General features: G+C 65.3%; 11 protein-coding genes and 1 riboswitch. Of the genes, 8 read left to right on the top strand and 3 right to left on the bottom strand.

The window, feature by feature from the left end; all coding sequences use genetic code 11:
* Positions 1 to 76 precede the first annotated feature (76 nt).
* Entirely contained in the window at positions 77 to 967 is an 891-nt protein-coding gene (locus A39O_RS0121160; protein WP_020506669.1) for a GGDEF domain-containing response regulator, read from the bottom strand.
* Positions 964 to 4,503 carry a response regulator gene (locus A39O_RS34500; RefSeq protein WP_020506668.1) on the bottom strand — a complete coding sequence of 1,180 codons (3,540 nt, stop codon included), beginning with the start codon at positions 4,501 to 4,503 and terminating at the stop codon, positions 964 to 966. Before A39O_RS34500 ends, A39O_RS0121160 begins: the two co-directional genes overlap by 4 nt.
* A gap of 90 nt (positions 4,504 to 4,593) precedes the next feature.
* On the opposite strand from A39O_RS34500, the gene A39O_RS41090 reads away from it, so the two are divergent.
* From A39O_RS41090 to metF, 4 genes are all read left to right on the top strand, one after another.
* Complete coding sequence (locus A39O_RS41090) at positions 4,594 to 4,746, top strand: hypothetical protein (RefSeq protein ID WP_157640310.1); 153 nt, start codon at positions 4,594 to 4,596, stop codon at positions 4,744 to 4,746.
* Between the two features lie 73 nt (positions 4,747 to 4,819).
* Positions 4,820 to 6,010 carry a methionine adenosyltransferase gene (gene metK / locus A39O_RS0121145; RefSeq protein ID WP_020506666.1) on the top strand — a complete coding sequence of 397 codons (1,191 nt, stop codon included), beginning with the start codon at positions 4,820 to 4,822 and terminating at the stop codon, positions 6,008 to 6,010.
* A gap of 171 nt (positions 6,011 to 6,181) precedes the next feature.
* Positions 6,182 to 6,269, top strand: a riboswitch (S-adenosyl-L-homocysteine riboswitch).
* Positions 6,270 to 6,291: 22 nt separating this feature from the next.
* Entirely contained in the window at positions 6,292 to 7,698 is a 1,407-nt protein-coding gene (ahcY, locus tag A39O_RS0121140; RefSeq protein WP_020506665.1) for an adenosylhomocysteinase, read from the top strand.
* Positions 7,699 to 7,876: 178 nt separating this feature from the next.
* Positions 7,877 to 8,734 carry a methylenetetrahydrofolate reductase [NAD(P)H] gene (metF, locus tag A39O_RS0121135; protein WP_026199604.1) on the top strand — a complete coding sequence of 286 codons (858 nt, stop codon included), beginning with the start codon at positions 7,877 to 7,879 and terminating at the stop codon, positions 8,732 to 8,734.
* Here metF and A39O_RS0121130 read toward each other — a convergent pair.
* Positions 8,731 to 10,218, bottom strand: coding sequence for a hypothetical protein (locus A39O_RS0121130; RefSeq protein ID WP_020506663.1), 1,488 nt, complete (start codon positions 10,216 to 10,218; stop codon positions 8,731 to 8,733). The genes metF and A39O_RS0121130 overlap by 4 nt on opposite strands.
* Positions 10,219 to 10,484: 266 nt before the next feature.
* On the opposite strand from A39O_RS0121130, the gene polA reads away from it, so the two are divergent.
* The 4 genes from polA to A39O_RS34495 all read left to right on the top strand — a co-directional run bounded on the left by polA (position 10,485) and on the right by A39O_RS34495 (position 17,056).
* On the top strand, positions 10,485 to 13,190 hold the full coding sequence (polA, locus tag A39O_RS0121125; RefSeq protein WP_020506662.1) for a DNA polymerase I: 2,706 nt from the start codon (positions 10,485 to 10,487) through the stop codon (positions 13,188 to 13,190).
* A gap of 222 nt (positions 13,191 to 13,412) precedes the next feature.
* Entirely contained in the window at positions 13,413 to 14,879 is a 1,467-nt protein-coding gene (locus tag A39O_RS0121120; RefSeq protein WP_245561951.1) for a basic amino acid/polyamine antiporter, read from the top strand.
* Between the two features lie 78 nt (positions 14,880 to 14,957).
* Entirely contained in the window at positions 14,958 to 16,226 is a 1,269-nt protein-coding gene (arcA, locus tag A39O_RS0121115) for an arginine deiminase (RefSeq protein WP_020506660.1), read from the top strand.
* A 143-nt stretch (positions 16,227 to 16,369) separates the two neighbouring features.
* Entirely contained in the window at positions 16,370 to 17,056 is a 687-nt protein-coding gene (locus A39O_RS34495) for a tetratricopeptide repeat protein (protein ID WP_157640309.1), read from the top strand.
* Positions 17,057 to 17,066: the final 10 nt, after the last annotated feature.

Here is a 17,066-nt window from a genome sequence, read left to right as displayed (position 1 = left end):
CCCTACACCAAGGGTCTGCCTGGATATCAGGTACGAAGGCTATATCAGGTGCAAAGGCGACAACAGCGAAGCACCCTCAGGGACACGCATCAGGCGCGACATAGGTCACACGATTGCGCCCGTCCTGCTTGGACCGGTACAGGGCACCATCCGCGATTTTGAACAGCGTCGTGATATCACGTCCCTGCAGGGCGGGGACCATGGTGAGACCGAAGCTCAAGGTCAGGCTCAAGGTGTCATGCCCCTCATCGGTCAGGGCGGTCGCGGCAACGCGCGCGCGCGCCCGCTCGACCAGCCCGCACAACGCTGCCGGATCGCCGTTGCGCAGCACCAGCCAGAATTCTTCGCCGCCCACCCGGGCGACGATCCCGTCAGGCTCGAACAATCCGCGCAGCAGGCCGGCGATCTGCTTGAGCACCAGATCGCCGCGATCGTGCCCGTGGGCATCGTTGACCCGTTTGAAGTGGTCGATGTCCGCCACCGCGAATCCGAGCGGGGCGTCCGCCGGACAGCTGTGCGCCAGCGTCTCTTGCAGCCCGCGCCGATTCAGCAGCCCGGTGAGGGGGTCGGTCATCGCCAGCCGCTCCAGCCGCTCGGTGAGTTCGATGATGCGCTGTCCGGCGCGGATGCGCACCGCCAGTTCGTCGTTGTCGAACGGTTTGTGAATGAAGTCGTCCGCCCCCGCGTCCAGGGCTTCCACAATGCCCGACTTCTCGTCGCGGGCGGTCAGCAGAATCACATAGACCCAGCGGTCGAGGCTGCGCCCGCGGATGGCGCGGATCAGATCCAGACCGCTCATACAGGGCATCATCCAGTCGGTGATGACGAACCGGATCGGTTCGCGGGCCAGCACCTCCATGGCCTCGCAGCCATCTTGCGCTTCCGCCACCGCATAGCCCGCGCTGGTCAGAAAGCTGGCCAGCATCCGCCGGGTGAAGCGCTGATCCTCAACCACCAGAATCTTCATGGTGCCGCTCCGTCCAAATAAGCACGCAGCCCGGCAAGCAGGTCGTGGATGCGCCGGGCGGCCAGTGCCACCGGGGCCGCGACCGCCCCGTCGGCCCCCTCGCCTCCCAGCCCCTCGATGCGGCTGAACAGTTCACCCAACTCACTCAATCCGACGTTGCGAATCATGCCCTTGAGCGAATGTGCGAGCCGCACGATCGCGGTCGCGTCGCCGGCCATGGCGGCCGCCTGCAGAGCGGCCAGATCCCGCTCGGCATCTTCGATGAACAGCGCGACCAGTCCCGCGAGTCCCGACGGGTCGTCACCGAAGGCAGCCGCGATCCGCGCGAGCGCCACCGCGCTGTCGGGATGGATCGGCGCACCCACCCTCCCCGCGGGGCGCGGCTCGATCCCCGCGGACACCGGCGACGGCGCCCCGTCCGCGCGTCCCGACCATAGCCGGACTTTCTCGCAGAGCCGTTCGGCATCGATGGGCTTGGTCAGATAGTCGTCCATGCCGGCGGCCAGGCAGCGCTCCCGATCGCCCTTCAGCGCATGGGCGGTCATCGCGATGATCGGGGTGCGCCGCTGGGGCCGGCCCGGCGGCGCGACGGCCGCGGACTCCCGCTCCCGGATCGCGCGGGTGGTATCAAAGCCGTCCATCACCGGCATCTGCACATCCATCAAAATCAGATCGAAAGGCACGGACGCGTGAATCTCCAACGCCTGTCGACCGTCGTCCGCCGTGGTGACCAGCACCCCGCGCCGGGCCAGCAACTGGACCGCCAAGCGCTGGTTGAAGGGTTTGTCCTCGGCCAGCAGGACGCGCAATCCGGCGAGACTGGTATCGCGTGCGGGCCGCGCGGACCCGGCGGGCGGCGGCTCCCGGCCCTCGCGCGTGCCGACCGCGGGCGTCCGCTGCATGGCCTGGGTCAGCGTTTCGAAGAGCTGGGCGCGGCGGATGGGTTTGAGCAGACAGCCCACGACACCCTGACCGGCCAGGCGCTGCGCCTCCCCGCGATGCCCGACCGAGGTCAACACGATGACCCGCGGCCGGCCGCTGGCGGGGTCGGCCTGGATCAGTCTGGCGGTCTCTTCGCCGTCCAGATCCGGCATCATCATGTCCAACAGCACCAGGTCATAGGGTGTGCCGGCCGCGGCCGCCCGCGCCAGTTCCACCAGCGCCTCGCGCCCGCCGGTCACCGCGGCGACCCGACAGGACCAGACGCTCAGCGTCTTCTCCAGCACCAGCCGATTGGCGCGGTTGTCATCGACAATCAGACAGTGTGCCCCCGCCAGCACCACGGCCGCCCCATCCGCCGGCGGCGCCGGGGACTCGGCCAATCCGAAGCGCGCCGTGAACCAGAATCGGCTGCCGCCCTCCGGACGGCCCTCAAGACCCATTTCCCCGCCCATCATGCGCGCCAGTTGGCGGCTGATGGTGAGCCCCAACCCGGTGCCTTCGTAACGTCGACGTGTACCGTTGTCGGCTTGAATGAACGCCTCGAAGATCGCCGCGCGCTTGTCCACCGGCACACCGATACCGGTGTCGGTGATCGTGAAGCGCAGCATCAGGCCCCCCGCGTCCTGGATCTCCGGGGCCACTTCGAGCAGCACCTCGCCGGTCTCGGTGAACTTCAGCGCGTTGCCGATGAGATTGACCAGAATCTGGCGCAGACCGCTGGGATCCCCACACAGACTGGCCGGCACCGTATGCTCGATCAGGTGCACCAGTTCGATCCCCTTCTGAGCGGCACGGTAGCCGAAACTGTCCATCACGTCCTCGACCACCCCGGCCAGTTCGAAGTCCACCGCCTCCAGCTCGACCTGCCCGGCCTCGATCTTGGAAAAATCCAGCACATCGTCGATCAGCGACAGCAAAGCCTCGGCCGAGGCTTCGACGATCTCCAGATTTTCCCGCTGCTCCGCGTCCAGGTCGCTGTCCAGGGTGAGCTTGGTCATGCCGATGATCGAGTTCATCGGCGTGCGGATCTCATGGCTCATCTTGGCCATGAACTCGCTCTTGACCAGGGCCGCCTGCTCGGCCTGCTCCTTGGCGGCCCGCAGGTCCTGCTCGGCCAGCTTGCGCTCCGTGATATCAACGAAACTCTCCACCAGCAGGCGCCGCCCGCTCAGATCCAGAGCGACCCCGCTCTTCAGCACGGTGATGGCGCGCCCATCAGGACCACTGAGGCTGATCTCGTTATGACTGCGCTGGTGCAGGTCGGACAGGAAGGGACAGGCGAGCGGGTCGGCGCAAAAATGCGCGTAGCAGCGCGCACCCACCAGCGCCTGACGGTCGATCCCCAGGATTTCAGACGCCTTCTCGTTGGCATCGACGACACGGTGCGCCTCCAGATCGATGATGGCGATCCCGGTCTGCACGGCGGTGAAGACCGCATGCAGGCGGTGCTCATTCTCCTGAAGTTGGTCGGCAACGCGCTTGCGTTCGGTGATATCCGTGTGGGACCCGGCCATCCGCAGGGGCCGGCCGTCGGCATCGCGCACGCAGGCGGCACGCGCCAGAATCCAACGCCAGGTGCCGTCCTTGTGGCGCATCCGGAACTCGATGTCCAGGTGATCGACGGCGCCCTGCAGATGGGCATCGATGGCCGCCAGCGCACCCGGCAGATCGTCGGGGTGCACCCGCGTGCGCCACTCCTCGAAGCGACTGGGAAGCTCCGCGTCGTCATAGCCCAGCATCGCCTTCCAGCGCGGCGAGTAGTACACCTGATCCTCGGGGACCTTCCAGTCCCACAGACCGTCATTCGCACCGGCCACGGCCAGGGCGTAACGCGACTCGCTCTCACGCAATGCCGCCTCGATCGCCTGCGCTTCGGACAGGTCGGCGACCACCCAGACCACCCCGTCGGTCAAATCGCGCCCGTTCAGCGGCTTACCCGACAACTCGGCCGGAAAAACCGAGCCGTTCGCGCGCCGTAGGGGATAGCGGATATTGAACACGCCCCCTTCGTCGACCTGGGCGAAGAACTGGACACCGAAGCGCCGGTAGTGTTCGGGGGAGCAATGGAGCAGCGCGACCGAACTGCCGACGGCCTCCTCGACGGTGAAACCGAAAATCTCACAGGCGCGCTGGTTGATCTCCTCGATCACCCGCTCGCGATTCACCGTGAAGATGCCGATCAGGCTGTTCTCGAAGACCGACCGGTAGCGGTTGCGAATGGACACCTGGGCGCGGTCCGCGGCCACCCGTGAGGACTGATCCTCGAAGACCGTCGCCAGTTCGCCCGAGGCCAGGCGGAACACCCGGTTGGCGGCCCACATGTCCAGGTGGTCGTCCTGATACCGGCTGGCCTCGATCAGCCCGGGCTCGCCGGTGGCGTGGACCTGCCGCAACAGCTCCAGCAAACCCATGGCCGCCGCGCCGGGGAAGGCCTCGCGCAGCGTCTGCCCGATCAGTTCGGCACGGTCGCGGCGCACCAGACGGGCCGCCGCCGGATTGAGGTAAGTCAGCAGAAAGTCCTGACCATCCGGGGTCGGCCGGTAGACCGCCACGCCCTGGGTCAGACCCTCGATAATCTCTTGAGTGAAATGCACTTGAACTCCCCGTCAGCCGGGCGCGTACCCGCTGACGCCCCGACCGGACGGCCCGATTTGACGATAAGCATAAGCTACCCACGCGGCAAAATGGCAACCGTCGTCACCGTCCCGCTACGCGCCGCGCCGCGCCCGGCGCTGGATAGGTTTCGTCGGGTGGAGCAGCGCATCCACCATCAGCATCGCTGCCGACACGCTGCCGGCGGCGGCCACCCGAATTTGGAACTGCCGTCGCGGGGCTAGGATCTCTCCCGACGAAGCTTTATCCTTAGCGGCTGGGTTTTCCACACTTGGCCGAACAAACCAATTCAAGTCCATGAGCAAAGATTACATCTTCACCTCCGAGTCCGTTTCCGAAGGCCACCCCGACAAGATGGCCGACCAGATCTCCGACGCGGTGCTCGACGAGATCTACCGGCGCGACCCCAATCACACGAAGGCGCGGGTCGCCTGTGAAACCCTGGTGAAGACGGGCTTCGTCATGCTGGCCGGTGAGATCACCCTCACCGACGCCGACCTGAAAATCGACTACGAACGCGTCGTGCGTCAGGTCGTGAACGAGATCGGCTACGACAACTCGGAGGTCGGCTTCGACGGTCACACCTGTGGGGTGCTCGTCGCCCTCGGCGAGCAATCCAAGGACATCAACCAGGGCGTGGACCGGGAGACCGAGGAAGCGCAGGGGGCCGGCGACCAGGGGCTCATGTTCGGCTACGCAACCAACGAAACCGACCTGTTGATGCCGGCGCCGATCGACTACGCGCATCGCCTGTGCAAGCGCCAGGCCGAGGTGCGCAAGAACGGCACCCTGCCCTGGCTGCGTCCGGACGCCAAATCACAGGTCACTTTCCGCTACCAGGATGGCCGGCCGGTGGCGGTCCAGGCCGTGGTGCTCTCGACTCAGCACAGCCCCGACGTCACCCAGGAAATGCTCCACGAAGCAGTCATGGAGGAGATCATCAAGCCCGTGCTGAGCGAGACCGGCTGGCTCAAGGGCGAGACCCAGTACCACATCAACCCGACCGGCAAGTTCGTCATCGGCGGCCCCGTCGGCGACTGCGGACTCACCGGACGCAAGATCATCGTCGACACTTACGGCGGCATGGCACGGCACGGCGGCGGCGCCTTTTCCGGCAAGGACCCATCCAAGGTCGACCGCTCGGCGGCTTACGCCGGGCGTTATGTCGCGAAGAACATCGTCGCCGCGGGCCTGGCCGACAAGTGCGAAATCCAGGTCTCCTATGCGATCGGCGTCGCCGAGCCGACCTCGGTCTCGATCGACACCTTCGGCACCGCCAATGTCAGCGAACACCGGATCATCGAGCTGATCCGCGAACATTTCGATCTGCGGCCCTACGGTATCATCCGCATGCTCGATCTGGGCAACCGCGACCTGATCAAGTACCGCACCACCGCCGCCTATGGTCACTTCGGACGCACCGAGCCGGGTTTCTCCTGGGAGCGCACCGACAAGGCCGAGGCGCTGCGCGCGGCAGCCGGAATTTAAGCCGCCGGCGACCGCAGACAGACGCGAACTGAGTGATGCGGTAGGATCCGCTGGTCGGCAAGCCTCGAGCGGACCTGGGCCGTCTTCGCCGCCGGCGGGCGTCGGCTGGCCCGCGGACTTGATTTGCGCTGATTCGCGTCCATCTGCGGACGAACATTTTTCCAACACCTCGCCACCGAGGAGCGTTGCGACCTGGGACCTGACGGCTCCAGGCCAGGCTCGGCGGCCGGGTCGACTCTGACAACGGCGCTCACTCACGTTTAACACTGGAGCTTAAACCCATGAGTGAGTTCACCGACTACAAAGTAGCGGACATGTCCCTGGCCGATTGGGGCCGCAAGGAAATGCGCATCGCCGAGACCGAGATGCCGGGCCTGATGGCCCTGCGCAAGAAATACGGTCAGTCCAAACCGCTGACCGGGGCGCGCATCACCGGCAGCCTGCACATGACCATCCAGACCGCGGTGCTGATCGAGACCCTGGTCCAGCTCGGCGCCCAGGTCCGCTGGGCTTCCTGCAACATTTTCTCCACCCAGGATCACGCCGCCGCCGCCATCGCCGCGGCCGGCGTGCCGGTCTACGCCTGGAAGGGTGAGAGTCTGGAAGACTACTGGTGGTGCACCGAGCAGGTGGTCAACTGGCCTGACGGCGGCGGCCCCAACATGATCCTGGACGACGGCGGCGATGCGACACTGCTGGTCCACAAAGGCGTGGAATTCGAAAAGGCCGGGCGCGTCCCCGCCCCCACGGCGGACGATAACGAGGAGTGGACCGCCATCCTCGGCGTGCTCTCCCGCACCTTCCAGCGCAATCCGCGCCACTGGCACCATCTGGCCGAGGCGATCAAGGGCGTGACCGAGGAGACCACCACCGGCGTGCACCGCCTCTACGATATGGCCAAGGCCGGGACCCTGCTCTTCCCCGCCATGAACGTCAACGACTCGGTCACCAAGTCCAAGTTCGACAACCTCTACGGCTGCCGCGAGTCGCTGGTGGACGGCATCAAGCGTGCCACCGACGTGATGATCGCCGGCAAGATCGCCATGGTCTGCGGTTACGGCGACGTGGGCAAAGGCAGCGCGCAGTCACTGCGCGGTCTGGGCGCCACCGTCTGGATCTCCGAAATCGACCCGATCTGCGCCCTGCAGGCCGCGATGGAGGGCTTCCGCGTCGTCACCATGGAAGAGGCCGCGCCGCTCGCCGATATTTTCGTCACCGCCACCGGCAACCTGGGCATCATCACCCACGACCACATGGCCGCCATGAAGGATCAGGCGATCGTCTGCAACATCGGTCACTTCGACAACGAGATCGACATCGCCGGCATCGCCAAGTACGAGTGGGAGAACATCAAGCCGCAGGTCGACCACATCATCTTCCCGGACGGCAAGCGGATCATCCTGTTGGCCGAAGGGCGTCTGGTGAACCTGGGCTGCGGCACCGGCCACCCGAGTTTCGTGATGTCCAACAGCTTCACCAACCAGGTGCTGGCGCAGATCGAGATCTATGCCCACACCGAGAAGTATCCGATCGGGGTCTACATCCTGCCCAAGCAGTTGGACGAGGAGGTCGCGCGGCTGCATCTGGGCAAGATCGGCGCCAAGCTCACCACACTCACCAAGACACAGGCTGACTATCTCGGCATCCCGGTGAATGGGCCTTACAAGCCCGAGCACTATCGGTACTGAGGTACTAAGCCGCCCGCCGCCCGCCGCCAGCGGGGGGTCGCAAGGCCCGGTCGACGGCGGCTGGGGCTGGCTCCACCGTTTGCTTGACCTCCGACCACCCGCGGCCACTCGCGGCTCAGGGTTTTACCCCTGATCCCGAGTCGGCGGCCGGCGGCCGGCGGCTGGAGGCTCCCCACGCATGTCCTCGCCAACCGGTTCCAAACCTTCATTCAGCTTCGAACTCTTCCCGCCCAAGACCCCCGAGGGCATGGAGAAACTCAAGACCACGATTGCGGAACTCAACGCCGTCGGTCCTGAATATTTCTCGGTCACCTACGGTGCCGGCGGATCCACCCGCGACGGGACCTTCGAGACCGTCGCCTGGCTACGCGGCCAGGGCATCGACACCGCCCCGCACCTCGCCTGCATCGGCTCGAACCCGGACGAGGTGCGTGCCATCCTCGCTCGCTACCAGACGCAGGGCATCCACCGCATCGTCGCGCTGCGCGGCGACCTGCCTTCCGGCACCGGGACCGGTACCGCCGGTGCCTTCCGCTACGCCAACGAACTCGTCGAGTTCATCCGCGCCGAGCGCGGCACCCACTTCCATATCGAGGTCGCGGCCTATCCGGAGTATCACCCCCAATCCCCCAACCCCACACAGGACATGCAGCATTTCAAACGCAAGGTGCAGGCCGGCGCCGACTCCGCCATCACCCAATACTTCTACAACGCCGATGCCTATTTCGGCTTCATCGACAATGCCCGCGCCCAAGGCATCGCGATCCCCATCATCCCGGGCATCATGCCGATCACCAACTACACCCAATTGGCCCGCTTCTCCGATGCCTGCGGCGCCGAAATCCCGCGCTGGGCGCGGCGCCGGCTGGAAGGCTGCGGGGACGATCTGGACGCGGTACGCGCCTTCGGACACGAGGTCGTTCTGCGTCTGTGCCGCAACCTGCTGACCGGCGGTGCGCCCGGTCTGCACTTCTACACCATGAATCAGTCCGGCCCGACGCTGCGGTTGTGGAACGACCTGGGTCTCAGCGACTAATCATCCGTCACGCTACAGGCCGGATTGCCGCAGTGCAGGAATTTGAGATTCCCATTGGTCTCGTCGTAGTAACTCACGATCGGCAGTCCATCGGCGCCGATGGCGATACTGATATGCCACCCCACGGACGCCTCGGTGTCCGGCGCGGAGATCCGCACCCGAGCACAGCGCGGATCCTCGCAGTAGGCGACCTTGAGGTCACTGTTGGTATGGTCGTGATAGCCGATGATGGGATGGCCGTCGCGGCCCAGGGCGATGGCGGCATTGGAGCCGACCGCTCCGGTGCTGTCGATGACCCGCACATTGGCCTTGGTGCACTCCGGGTTGGCGCAGTGCGCAAGCTTGAGGTCGTCGTTGAAGAAATCCCAGTAGACGATGAACGGCAGTCCGTCGTCGGGCACGATGATGCCGGTCCCCAGACCGACCCCACCGGTATCCAGCACCGTGACCGTCGCGGACGTACAGGCCGGATCTTCACAATGCGCCACCTTGAGGTCACGCCGCGTCACATCGAAGTAGCTGATGATCGGATAGCCCTTGGCACTGATGGCCATGCTCGTGTACCAGCCCACATTACCCGCGCTGTCGACCACCGTGTGAGTGACCTCCGTGCAGTCCGGATCACGGCAATGCGCCACCTTCAGATCGCCGCGGGTCTTGTCGTAATAGCTGATCACCGGCAGTCCGTCGCTCCCCAGCAGGAGTGAGACATGCTGACCGACCTGGCCCTCGGTATCGATCGCCTGTGGCTGGAAGACCCGGCACTCCGGGTCCTGGCAACGCGCGAATTTCAAATCCTTGTTGGTATTGTCGAAATATGCGATCTGCGGCAGGCCGTCGGCGCCCACCACCAGCGCGTTGCACCAGCCCTGGTCGCCTTCCCGATCGAGCGCGTGCGTGCTCGCGCTGCCGCACGACGGGTCCTGGCACTGGATGACCTTCAGGTCGCGGTTGGTGTAATCGAGATAGGCAACCAGCGGATTGCCGTCACTGCCCACCGCGGTCGCAGTGTGCCAACCCACGTCTCCGGTCGAATCCAGAATCCGCACCTGATTCGGCCGAACCTGCGCCGCGGTCGCGATGATCGCGGACTGCTGGCCGACGACCAGGCTGTAGACATCGAAGCGGGTCCGGTCGTTACCCGCCACCACCGTCACCAGATGGGTGCCGACATCCAGCGCCCGCGGCAGCGGGTCAGTGACCAGCATGTTATCGGTGGATCGGGACAAACTCAGGAAGAGCGCACCCAGCTTGACCGTTGGCAAGCGGTGGCCGCCGAAGTTCTGGCCGTTGATGGTCAGCCGCCGCGTCTCCGGGTCCAGGGTGACACCGGTGATCAGCAATTGCGGCTCATCCGACCAGAACTCATCCGCGGGCACACGCGTGCCCTCCGGCGCCGCGGCCGCCGGCGCACCGTCAGGGGGAGCGGCGACAGCGACGGTGCACGCCATCAAGGCCGCCAGGATGAGACAGGTACTTCGCATCTGGAAACAGTCGACGATCAGGAATGGAGCTTATGGATGGATGTTAGGCCGTCAATCACGCGCGAAGTGTCGCCTAGTTCTGCTATTCAGCGAATAATCGTCTTTTTTACACATCGCCGAGGCCGGCGGCGCCTGGCGCGGGTGCATCGGGAAGACTCCCGTCCGATCAGACGCCCGGCAACAGCCGGGGCGCTGGTCACGCGCGCGACTGCCCAACCCGCGACCGCCATGCTACCGTTGTATCTTACCCCGCGAGGACTGCGTCCATGGCCGCCAAGTATCCCCTGCTGTTGATCGACGGTTCAGGCTATCTGTTCCGCGCCTATCACGCCCTGCCCAAGTTGACCAATTCCCAGGGCGAACCCACCGGCGCCGTGGTAGGCGTGCTCTCCATGCTGCGCAAGCTGATCGAGGCGCAGCGCCCGGAATTCATCGGCGTGGTCTTCGATGCCCCCGGCCAGACTTTCCGCGACCAGATCTTCCCCGCCTACAAGGCCCAGCGGCCGCCGATGCCGGATGAACTGCGCGCCCAGATCGAACCCTTGCAGGCCGTCGTCCGCGCCATGGGGCTGCCGCTGCTGGTCATCCCCGATGTCGAGGCCGACGACGTGATCGGCACCCTGGCCACCCAGGCGGCGGCGCAAGGCATCCCGACCCTGATCTCCACCGCGGACAAGGATCTGGCACAACTGGTCGACGCGCATATTACCCTGGTCAACACCATGACCGACACCCTGCTCGACCGCGCCGGGGTCATCACCAAGTTCGGCGTGCCCCCGGAGCGGATCATCGACTATCTGAGCCTGGTGGGCGATACGAGCGACAATATACCTGGTGTTCCCAAGTGCGGCCCGAAGACCGCCGTGAAATGGCTCCAGGACTATGGCGACCTGGACGGCGTCATCGCCAATGCCGACCGGGTGTCGGGCAAAGTCGGCGAGAGCCTGCGTCAAGTGCTCGACCAACTGCCGCTCGCCCGGCGCCTGACCAGCATCAAGCGCGATGTCGCCCTGGACCTGGCGCCAACCGACCTCACCCCCGCCGCCCCGGATATCGCCGCCTTACGCACCTGGTACGAGCGGCTGGACGCGCGCCGGCTCCTGGCCGGCCTGAACGACACCGCGGGCAGCGCGCCTGACGCGCCGCCACACCCGGCGCCCGCCGCGGACTATGAAACCGTCCTCACCACCGCGGCACTGGACGCCTGGATCGAGCGCCTCGCCGCCGCCGACCTCTTCGCCTTCGACACTGAGACCACCGGTCTCGACTACATGCGCGCCGAACTGGTCGGGCTCTCGTTCTGCATCGCGCCGGGCCGCGCCGCCTACGTGCCGGTCGCCCATGTGTACCCCGGCGCACCGGATCAGTTGCCCCGCGAGCAGGTCCTCGCCCGCCTCAAGCCGCTGCTGGAGGACCCGCGCCGCCCGAAGGTCGGCCAGAACCTCAAATTCGACATGAGCATCCTCGCCCGCCACGGCGTCAACCTGCTGGGCATCGCCCATGACACCATGCTGGAGAGCTATGTCCTCGACAGCACCGCCACGCGCCATAATATGGACGCGCTGGCCAAGAAATACCTGGACTATGACACCGTCCAATTCGAGCAGATCGCCGGCAAGGGCGCCAAACAGCTCAGCTTCGACCAGATTCCCCTGGAGCCGGCCGCCCATTACGCGGCCGAGGACGCCGACATCACCCTGCGCCTGCATCAGGCGCTGTGGCCGCGGCTGGAAAGCACCGGCCGTCTGGCACCGCTCTACCAGGAGATCGAAGTCCCGCTGATCCCGGTGCTGTCGCGCATCGAGCGCACCGGTGTGCGCATCGACCCCGACCTGCTGGCTGAACAGAGCCAACAACTGGCGGCGCGCATCCACACGCTCGAGTTGCGGGCTTATGAGAACGCCGGGCGCCGTTTCAATCTGGGCTCACCCAAGCAGATCGGCGAGATCTTCTTCACCGAACTCAAACTCCCGGTGATCGCCAAGACCCCCACCGGCGCCCCGTCCACCAGCGAAGAGGTGTTGGAACAACTCGCGGCGGACGGGCACGAACTGCCCAAACTGATCCTGGAACACCGCGGACTCTCCAAGCTGCGCTCGACCTATACGGACAAGCTCCCACAGCAGATCGACCCCTACACCGGCCGCGTCCACACCTCCTATCACCAGGCCGTGGCGGCGACCGGCCGGCTCTCCTCTACCGACCCCAACCTGCAGAACATTCCGATCCGCACCGAGGAGGGCCGGCGCATCCGCCGCGCCTTTATCGCCGAGCCGGGCTATCACATCCTGGCCGCCGACTACTCGCAGATCGAATTGCGCATCATGGCCCACCTGTCCGGCGACGAACGCCTGCTCGCCGCCTTCGCCAGCGGCCAGGACATCCACCGTGCAACCGCCGCCGAGGTGATGGGAATTCCCCCGGACCAGGTCACCGCGGATCAACGCCGTTCGGCCAAGGCCATCAACTTCGGACTGATCTACGGCATGTCGGCCTTCGGCCTGGCCCGCCAGCTCGGCATCGAGCGCGGTGCCGCCCAGGACTATGTGGACCTCTATTTCAACCGCTATCCGGGGGTGCGCACGTTCATGGACAGCATCCGCACCCAGGCGCGCGCCGACCGCTATGTCGAGACCGTCTTCGGCCGCCGCCTCCATCTTCCCGAGATCGCCCACAGCAATAAGGCCCGCCGCGCCGCCGCCGAGCGCACCGCCATCAACGCCCCCATGCAGGGTACCGCGGCCGACATCATCAAACGCGCCATGATTACCGTCGACCACTGGATCGAAACCGAACGCCCGGCGGTGCGCATGATCATGCAGGTTCACGACGAACTCGTGTTCGAAGTCGCAGAGGAGTCCCGCGGCACTGCCGCCGCGCGCATCCGCACCGCCATGGAGGGCGCCGCCGACCTCGCCGTCCCGCTGGTGGTGGACATCGGCATCGGCGAAAACTGGGATCAGGCGCATTGATCCGGCCGGCGCGGACAGCTTGAAGAAGAGGCTGGCCGCGCGCACCGGGGTCCATCGTGTCTGATCCGACGAACGGTAGAAGAAATTTGACAAACAGCCCCCACCAGCAGAGGAACTTCGTCGGAATATGGCGCTCTGAAAGATCATGCGACGAATGCTCGGAGCCGCTGATCCCCCCCGACAGCGGTTCCTAATTCCCGGCCGGCCAAGCCGGGGAAGCGATTGCCCCGTAGCCCGCTCCCGGACTACGGGGTTTCTTTTTTCTCAATTCTTGTCACTATTCGCGGGCAATCGGCGATCCCGGAGACGGTCGTCGGGTCCATGGTCGGGGCCGGCATCTTCTCACTCCCCGCACGCTTTGGCGGGGCGACCGGGCCCTTCGGCGCCATCGTCGCCTGGCTGATCGCGGGCGGCGGCATGCTGATGCTGGCCTTCGTCTTCCAATCGCTGGCGATCCGCAAACCCGATCTCGATGCCGGTATCTATGCCTACGCCAAGGCCGGTTTCGGCAATTATCTGGGTTTTGCCGCGGCCTTCGGATTCTGGGCCGGCACCTGTCTCGGCAATACCACGTACTTCGTCCTGATTAAGTCCACCTTGGGCGCGGTCTTCCCGATCTTTGGCGACGGCAATACGCCGCAGGCGGTCGCCGCCTCGTCCGTCATCCTGTGGGCCTTTCACTTTATGATCCTGCGCGGCATCAAAGAGGCCGCCTTTATCAACAAGGTGGTGACGATCGCCAAGATTTTGCCGATCTTTCTGTTCATCATTATCGTCGCCTTCGCCTTCAAGGCGGACTTGTTTACGGGCAGCTTCTGGGGCGGCGGCGCCTATAATGCCGGCGAGGTCTTCAACCAAGTGCGCAGCACCATGCTGGTGACGGTCTTCGTCTTCATCGGTATCGAGGGCGCCAGTGTCTACTCGCGCTTTGCCAAGCGGCGGGAGGATGTCGGCTGGGCGACGGTGATGGGCTTTATCGGCGTGCTCTGTCTGCTCGTCCTCGTGACCCTGCTTCCCTATGGCGTCATGCTGCGGCCGGAATTGGCGGAGCTGCGTCAGCCCTCCATGGCGGGGGTCTTGCGGTTCATCGTCGGGGACTGGGGCGCCTGGTTCGTCAGTGTCGGTCTCATCGTCTCGGTACTGGGTGCCTATCTGGCCTGGTCGCTGCTCGCCGCGGAGGTCTTGTATTCCGCCTCCAAGAGCGAACTGGTACCGAAATGGCTAGGAATCGAGAACAAGAATCAGGTGCCCGTCGCCGCGCTCTGGTTGACCAACATCCTGGTGCAAGTCTTCTTGATCTCGACGCTCTTCGCCCAGGAGGCATTCAACCTCGCGCTGGAGATGACCAGCGCCATGACCCTGATCCCCTATGTGCTGGTGGCGGGCTACGCGCTCAAACTGACACTCACGCGGGAGACCTATCTGTCCGGCGACCGGGACCGGGGATGGGATCTGACCTGGGCGGGGATCGCGACCATCTACACCATCTTCATGATCGTCGCGGGCGGGCTGACCCATGTGCTGCTGTCCTGCATCCTCTTCGCGCCCGGCACGCTGTTGTTCATCTTCGCCCGGCGCGAGCAGGCCAGGCAGGTGTTCACCGCGGCCGAGATCGCCATCTTCGCCGTGATCCTCGGCGGGGCGGGCATCGGTATCTACGCGCTCGCCACCGGCGTGATCGCCATCTGATCGCCAGCTGATCGCCAGCTGATCGCCATCCGGCAGCGTCTATCCAATAACCGACATCCATCACCAGAGGACAGTCCCATGCGCTCGATTCGTGACGCGAATACGCCGGTCTACGGGGTTCACTCAGAGGTCGGAACGCTGCGCAAGGTGATGGTTTGTGCGCCTGGGCTGGGGCATACGCGCCTGACGCCCAGCAACAACGACGACCTGCTGTTCGACGATGTGCTGTGGGTGCAGAACGCCAAGCGCGACCATTTCGACTTCATGACCAAGATGCGTGACCGTGGAGTCGAGGTCGTGGAGATGCACAACCTGCTGGCCGAGACCGTCACCGACCCGGCGGCCCGCGCTTGGCTGCTGGATCGCAAGGTCACGGCCAATAACGTCGGCCTGGGGTTGCTGGAAGACACGCGCGGCTTTCTGGAGAGTCTCGACCCGCGCGCGCTCGCCGAGTTTCTGATCGGCGGGCTCTCGGTCGTCGATATCCCGGATGCCTATGCCCAATCGGAGTACCTCTCACTGGTCCGCGAGGCCCATGGCGTCTACGAGTACCTGCTGCCGCCGCTCCCCAACACGATCTACACCCGCGATACGACCTGCTGGATCTACGGCGGCGTGACGCTGAATCCGCTGTTCTGGCCGGTGCGGCGGGAAGAGACCCTGCTGGCCGCGGCGATCTACAAGTTCCATCCGAGCTTTGCCAACGCCGGTATCAAGGTCTGGTGGGGCGACCCGGACCAGAACTTCGGGTCGGCGACCATGGAGGGCGGGGATGTCATGCCCATCGGCAATGGCGTCGTGCTGATCGGAATGAGCGAGCGGACCTCGCGCCAGGGCATTGCTCAGGCCGCCGCCGCACTCTTTGCCAAGGGGGCCGCCGAGCGGGTCATCGTCGCGGCCATGCCCAAGCTGCGCGCGGCCATGCATCTGGATACGGTCTTCACCTTCGCCGACCGGGACTTGGTGACCCTCTATCCGCCGATCATGGATCAGGTGCATGCCATCTCGATCCGACCCGGCGATGGCCCTTCCGGCATCGAGGCGACGTTGGAGAAGGCGCCCTTTACGGATGTCGTCGCGCAGGCGCTCAACTTCAAGAAATTGCGGGTCATCGAGACCGGCGGCGACCACTATGCCGCAGAGCGCGGCCAATGGGACAGCGGCAACAACCTGGTCGCTCTCTCCCCCGGCGTGGTCGTTGCCTATGACCGCAATACCTGGACCAATACCGAGTTGCGCAAGGCGGGCATCGAGGTCATTACCATTGTCGGTGCCGAATTGGGACGCGGACGGGGCGGCGGGCATTGTATGACGTGCCCGCTGATTCGGGACCCGGTCGACTTCTGAGCCTTGAGCGGGGTCTAGCGTAACCCGGCTTGCGGTGCCGCGATGTCGGGTTACGGCGCGCGCTTAACAGCGGTTTCATCTGATGGGCCGTTTCAGGCGCGCCTGACCCGACCTACGGGACTGCAAGCGAGGTGCCGAGCGACGTGAGCACACATCAAGACGGGCCGATCGGCGCCGGGTTGGCAGCCGGTCTTCTCGGGACCTCGCTGCTATTGGCCGATGCGGGATACGCCGCGCCGCCGGTCACACTAGCCGCGGTCAGCCCGGATGCCGACCCGGTCGCCACTCACCTGGCGTTGGGCCGGGCCTATCTGGAGCGCGGCGAGTATGCCCGTGCGGTCCTCGAATTCGAGCAGGTACTGCGTTTCGACAACCTGCCGCCCGATCTGCGTGAACGCAGTCGCGACATCGCCGAGGTCACCGCCAGTTGGACGCGCGCCTTACTGGACGGCCGGGCGTCGCTGACCCTCGCGGTCAACGGCGGTCGTGAGTGGGCGACCCACAACAGACCCGATGGCGACAACACCTTCTTCGGGACCGAGTTCAACTTTGGTATGGACTTTACGCCAAGCCTCGGCGGCTTTTTGTTCGGACTCTGGGAACACAATGCCTATCTTGGCGACCGCACCCTCGTCGATACGGATTTCGAGCCCGTCGCCGTCTATACCCGTAGCGACGACATCTATGAACTCGGCGGCGGACTGACCTACGGTTTCGCGCGGGGGTGGTCCCTGCGCCCGGAGGTGCTGTATCTGCGCGACGAGAGCACTACGGTGGGGGGCAATTACAGCTCGACGGAGCTGTGGTTGACGATCCGCAAAACGTTCTAGACTTCACGAG

Source organism: Lamprocystis purpurea DSM 4197, from assembly GCF_000379525.1.
GTDB classification, from domain to species: domain Bacteria; phylum Pseudomonadota; class Gammaproteobacteria; order Chromatiales; family Chromatiaceae; genus Thiodictyon; species Thiodictyon purpureum.
Note: the sequence above shows the minus strand (reverse complement) of the source record. Positions and strands in the feature narration are given on the sequence as shown.

Coding starts and splice junctions, on each gene's coding strand:
- A39O_RS0121160 (WP_020506669.1), bottom strand. CDS start 967: ATGAAGATTCTGGTGGTTGAGGATCAGCGCTTCACCCGGCGGATGCTG.
- polA (WP_020506662.1), top strand. CDS start 10,485: ATGGCCGCCAAGTATCCCCTGCTGTTGATCGACGGTTCAGGCTATCTG.
- A39O_RS41090 (WP_157640310.1), top strand. CDS start 4,594: ATGGCAACCGTCGTCACCGTCCCGCTACGCGCCGCGCCGCGCCCGGCG.
- metK (WP_020506666.1), top strand. CDS start 4,820: ATGAGCAAAGATTACATCTTCACCTCCGAGTCCGTTTCCGAAGGCCAC.
- metF (WP_026199604.1), top strand. CDS start 7,877: ATGTCCTCGCCAACCGGTTCCAAACCTTCATTCAGCTTCGAACTCTTC.
- ahcY (WP_020506665.1), top strand. CDS start 6,292: ATGAGTGAGTTCACCGACTACAAAGTAGCGGACATGTCCCTGGCCGAT.
- arcA (WP_020506660.1), top strand. CDS start 14,958: ATGCGCTCGATTCGTGACGCGAATACGCCGGTCTACGGGGTTCACTCA.
- A39O_RS0121130 (WP_020506663.1), bottom strand. CDS start 10,218: ATGCGAAGTACCTGTCTCATCCTGGCGGCCTTGATGGCGTGCACCGTC.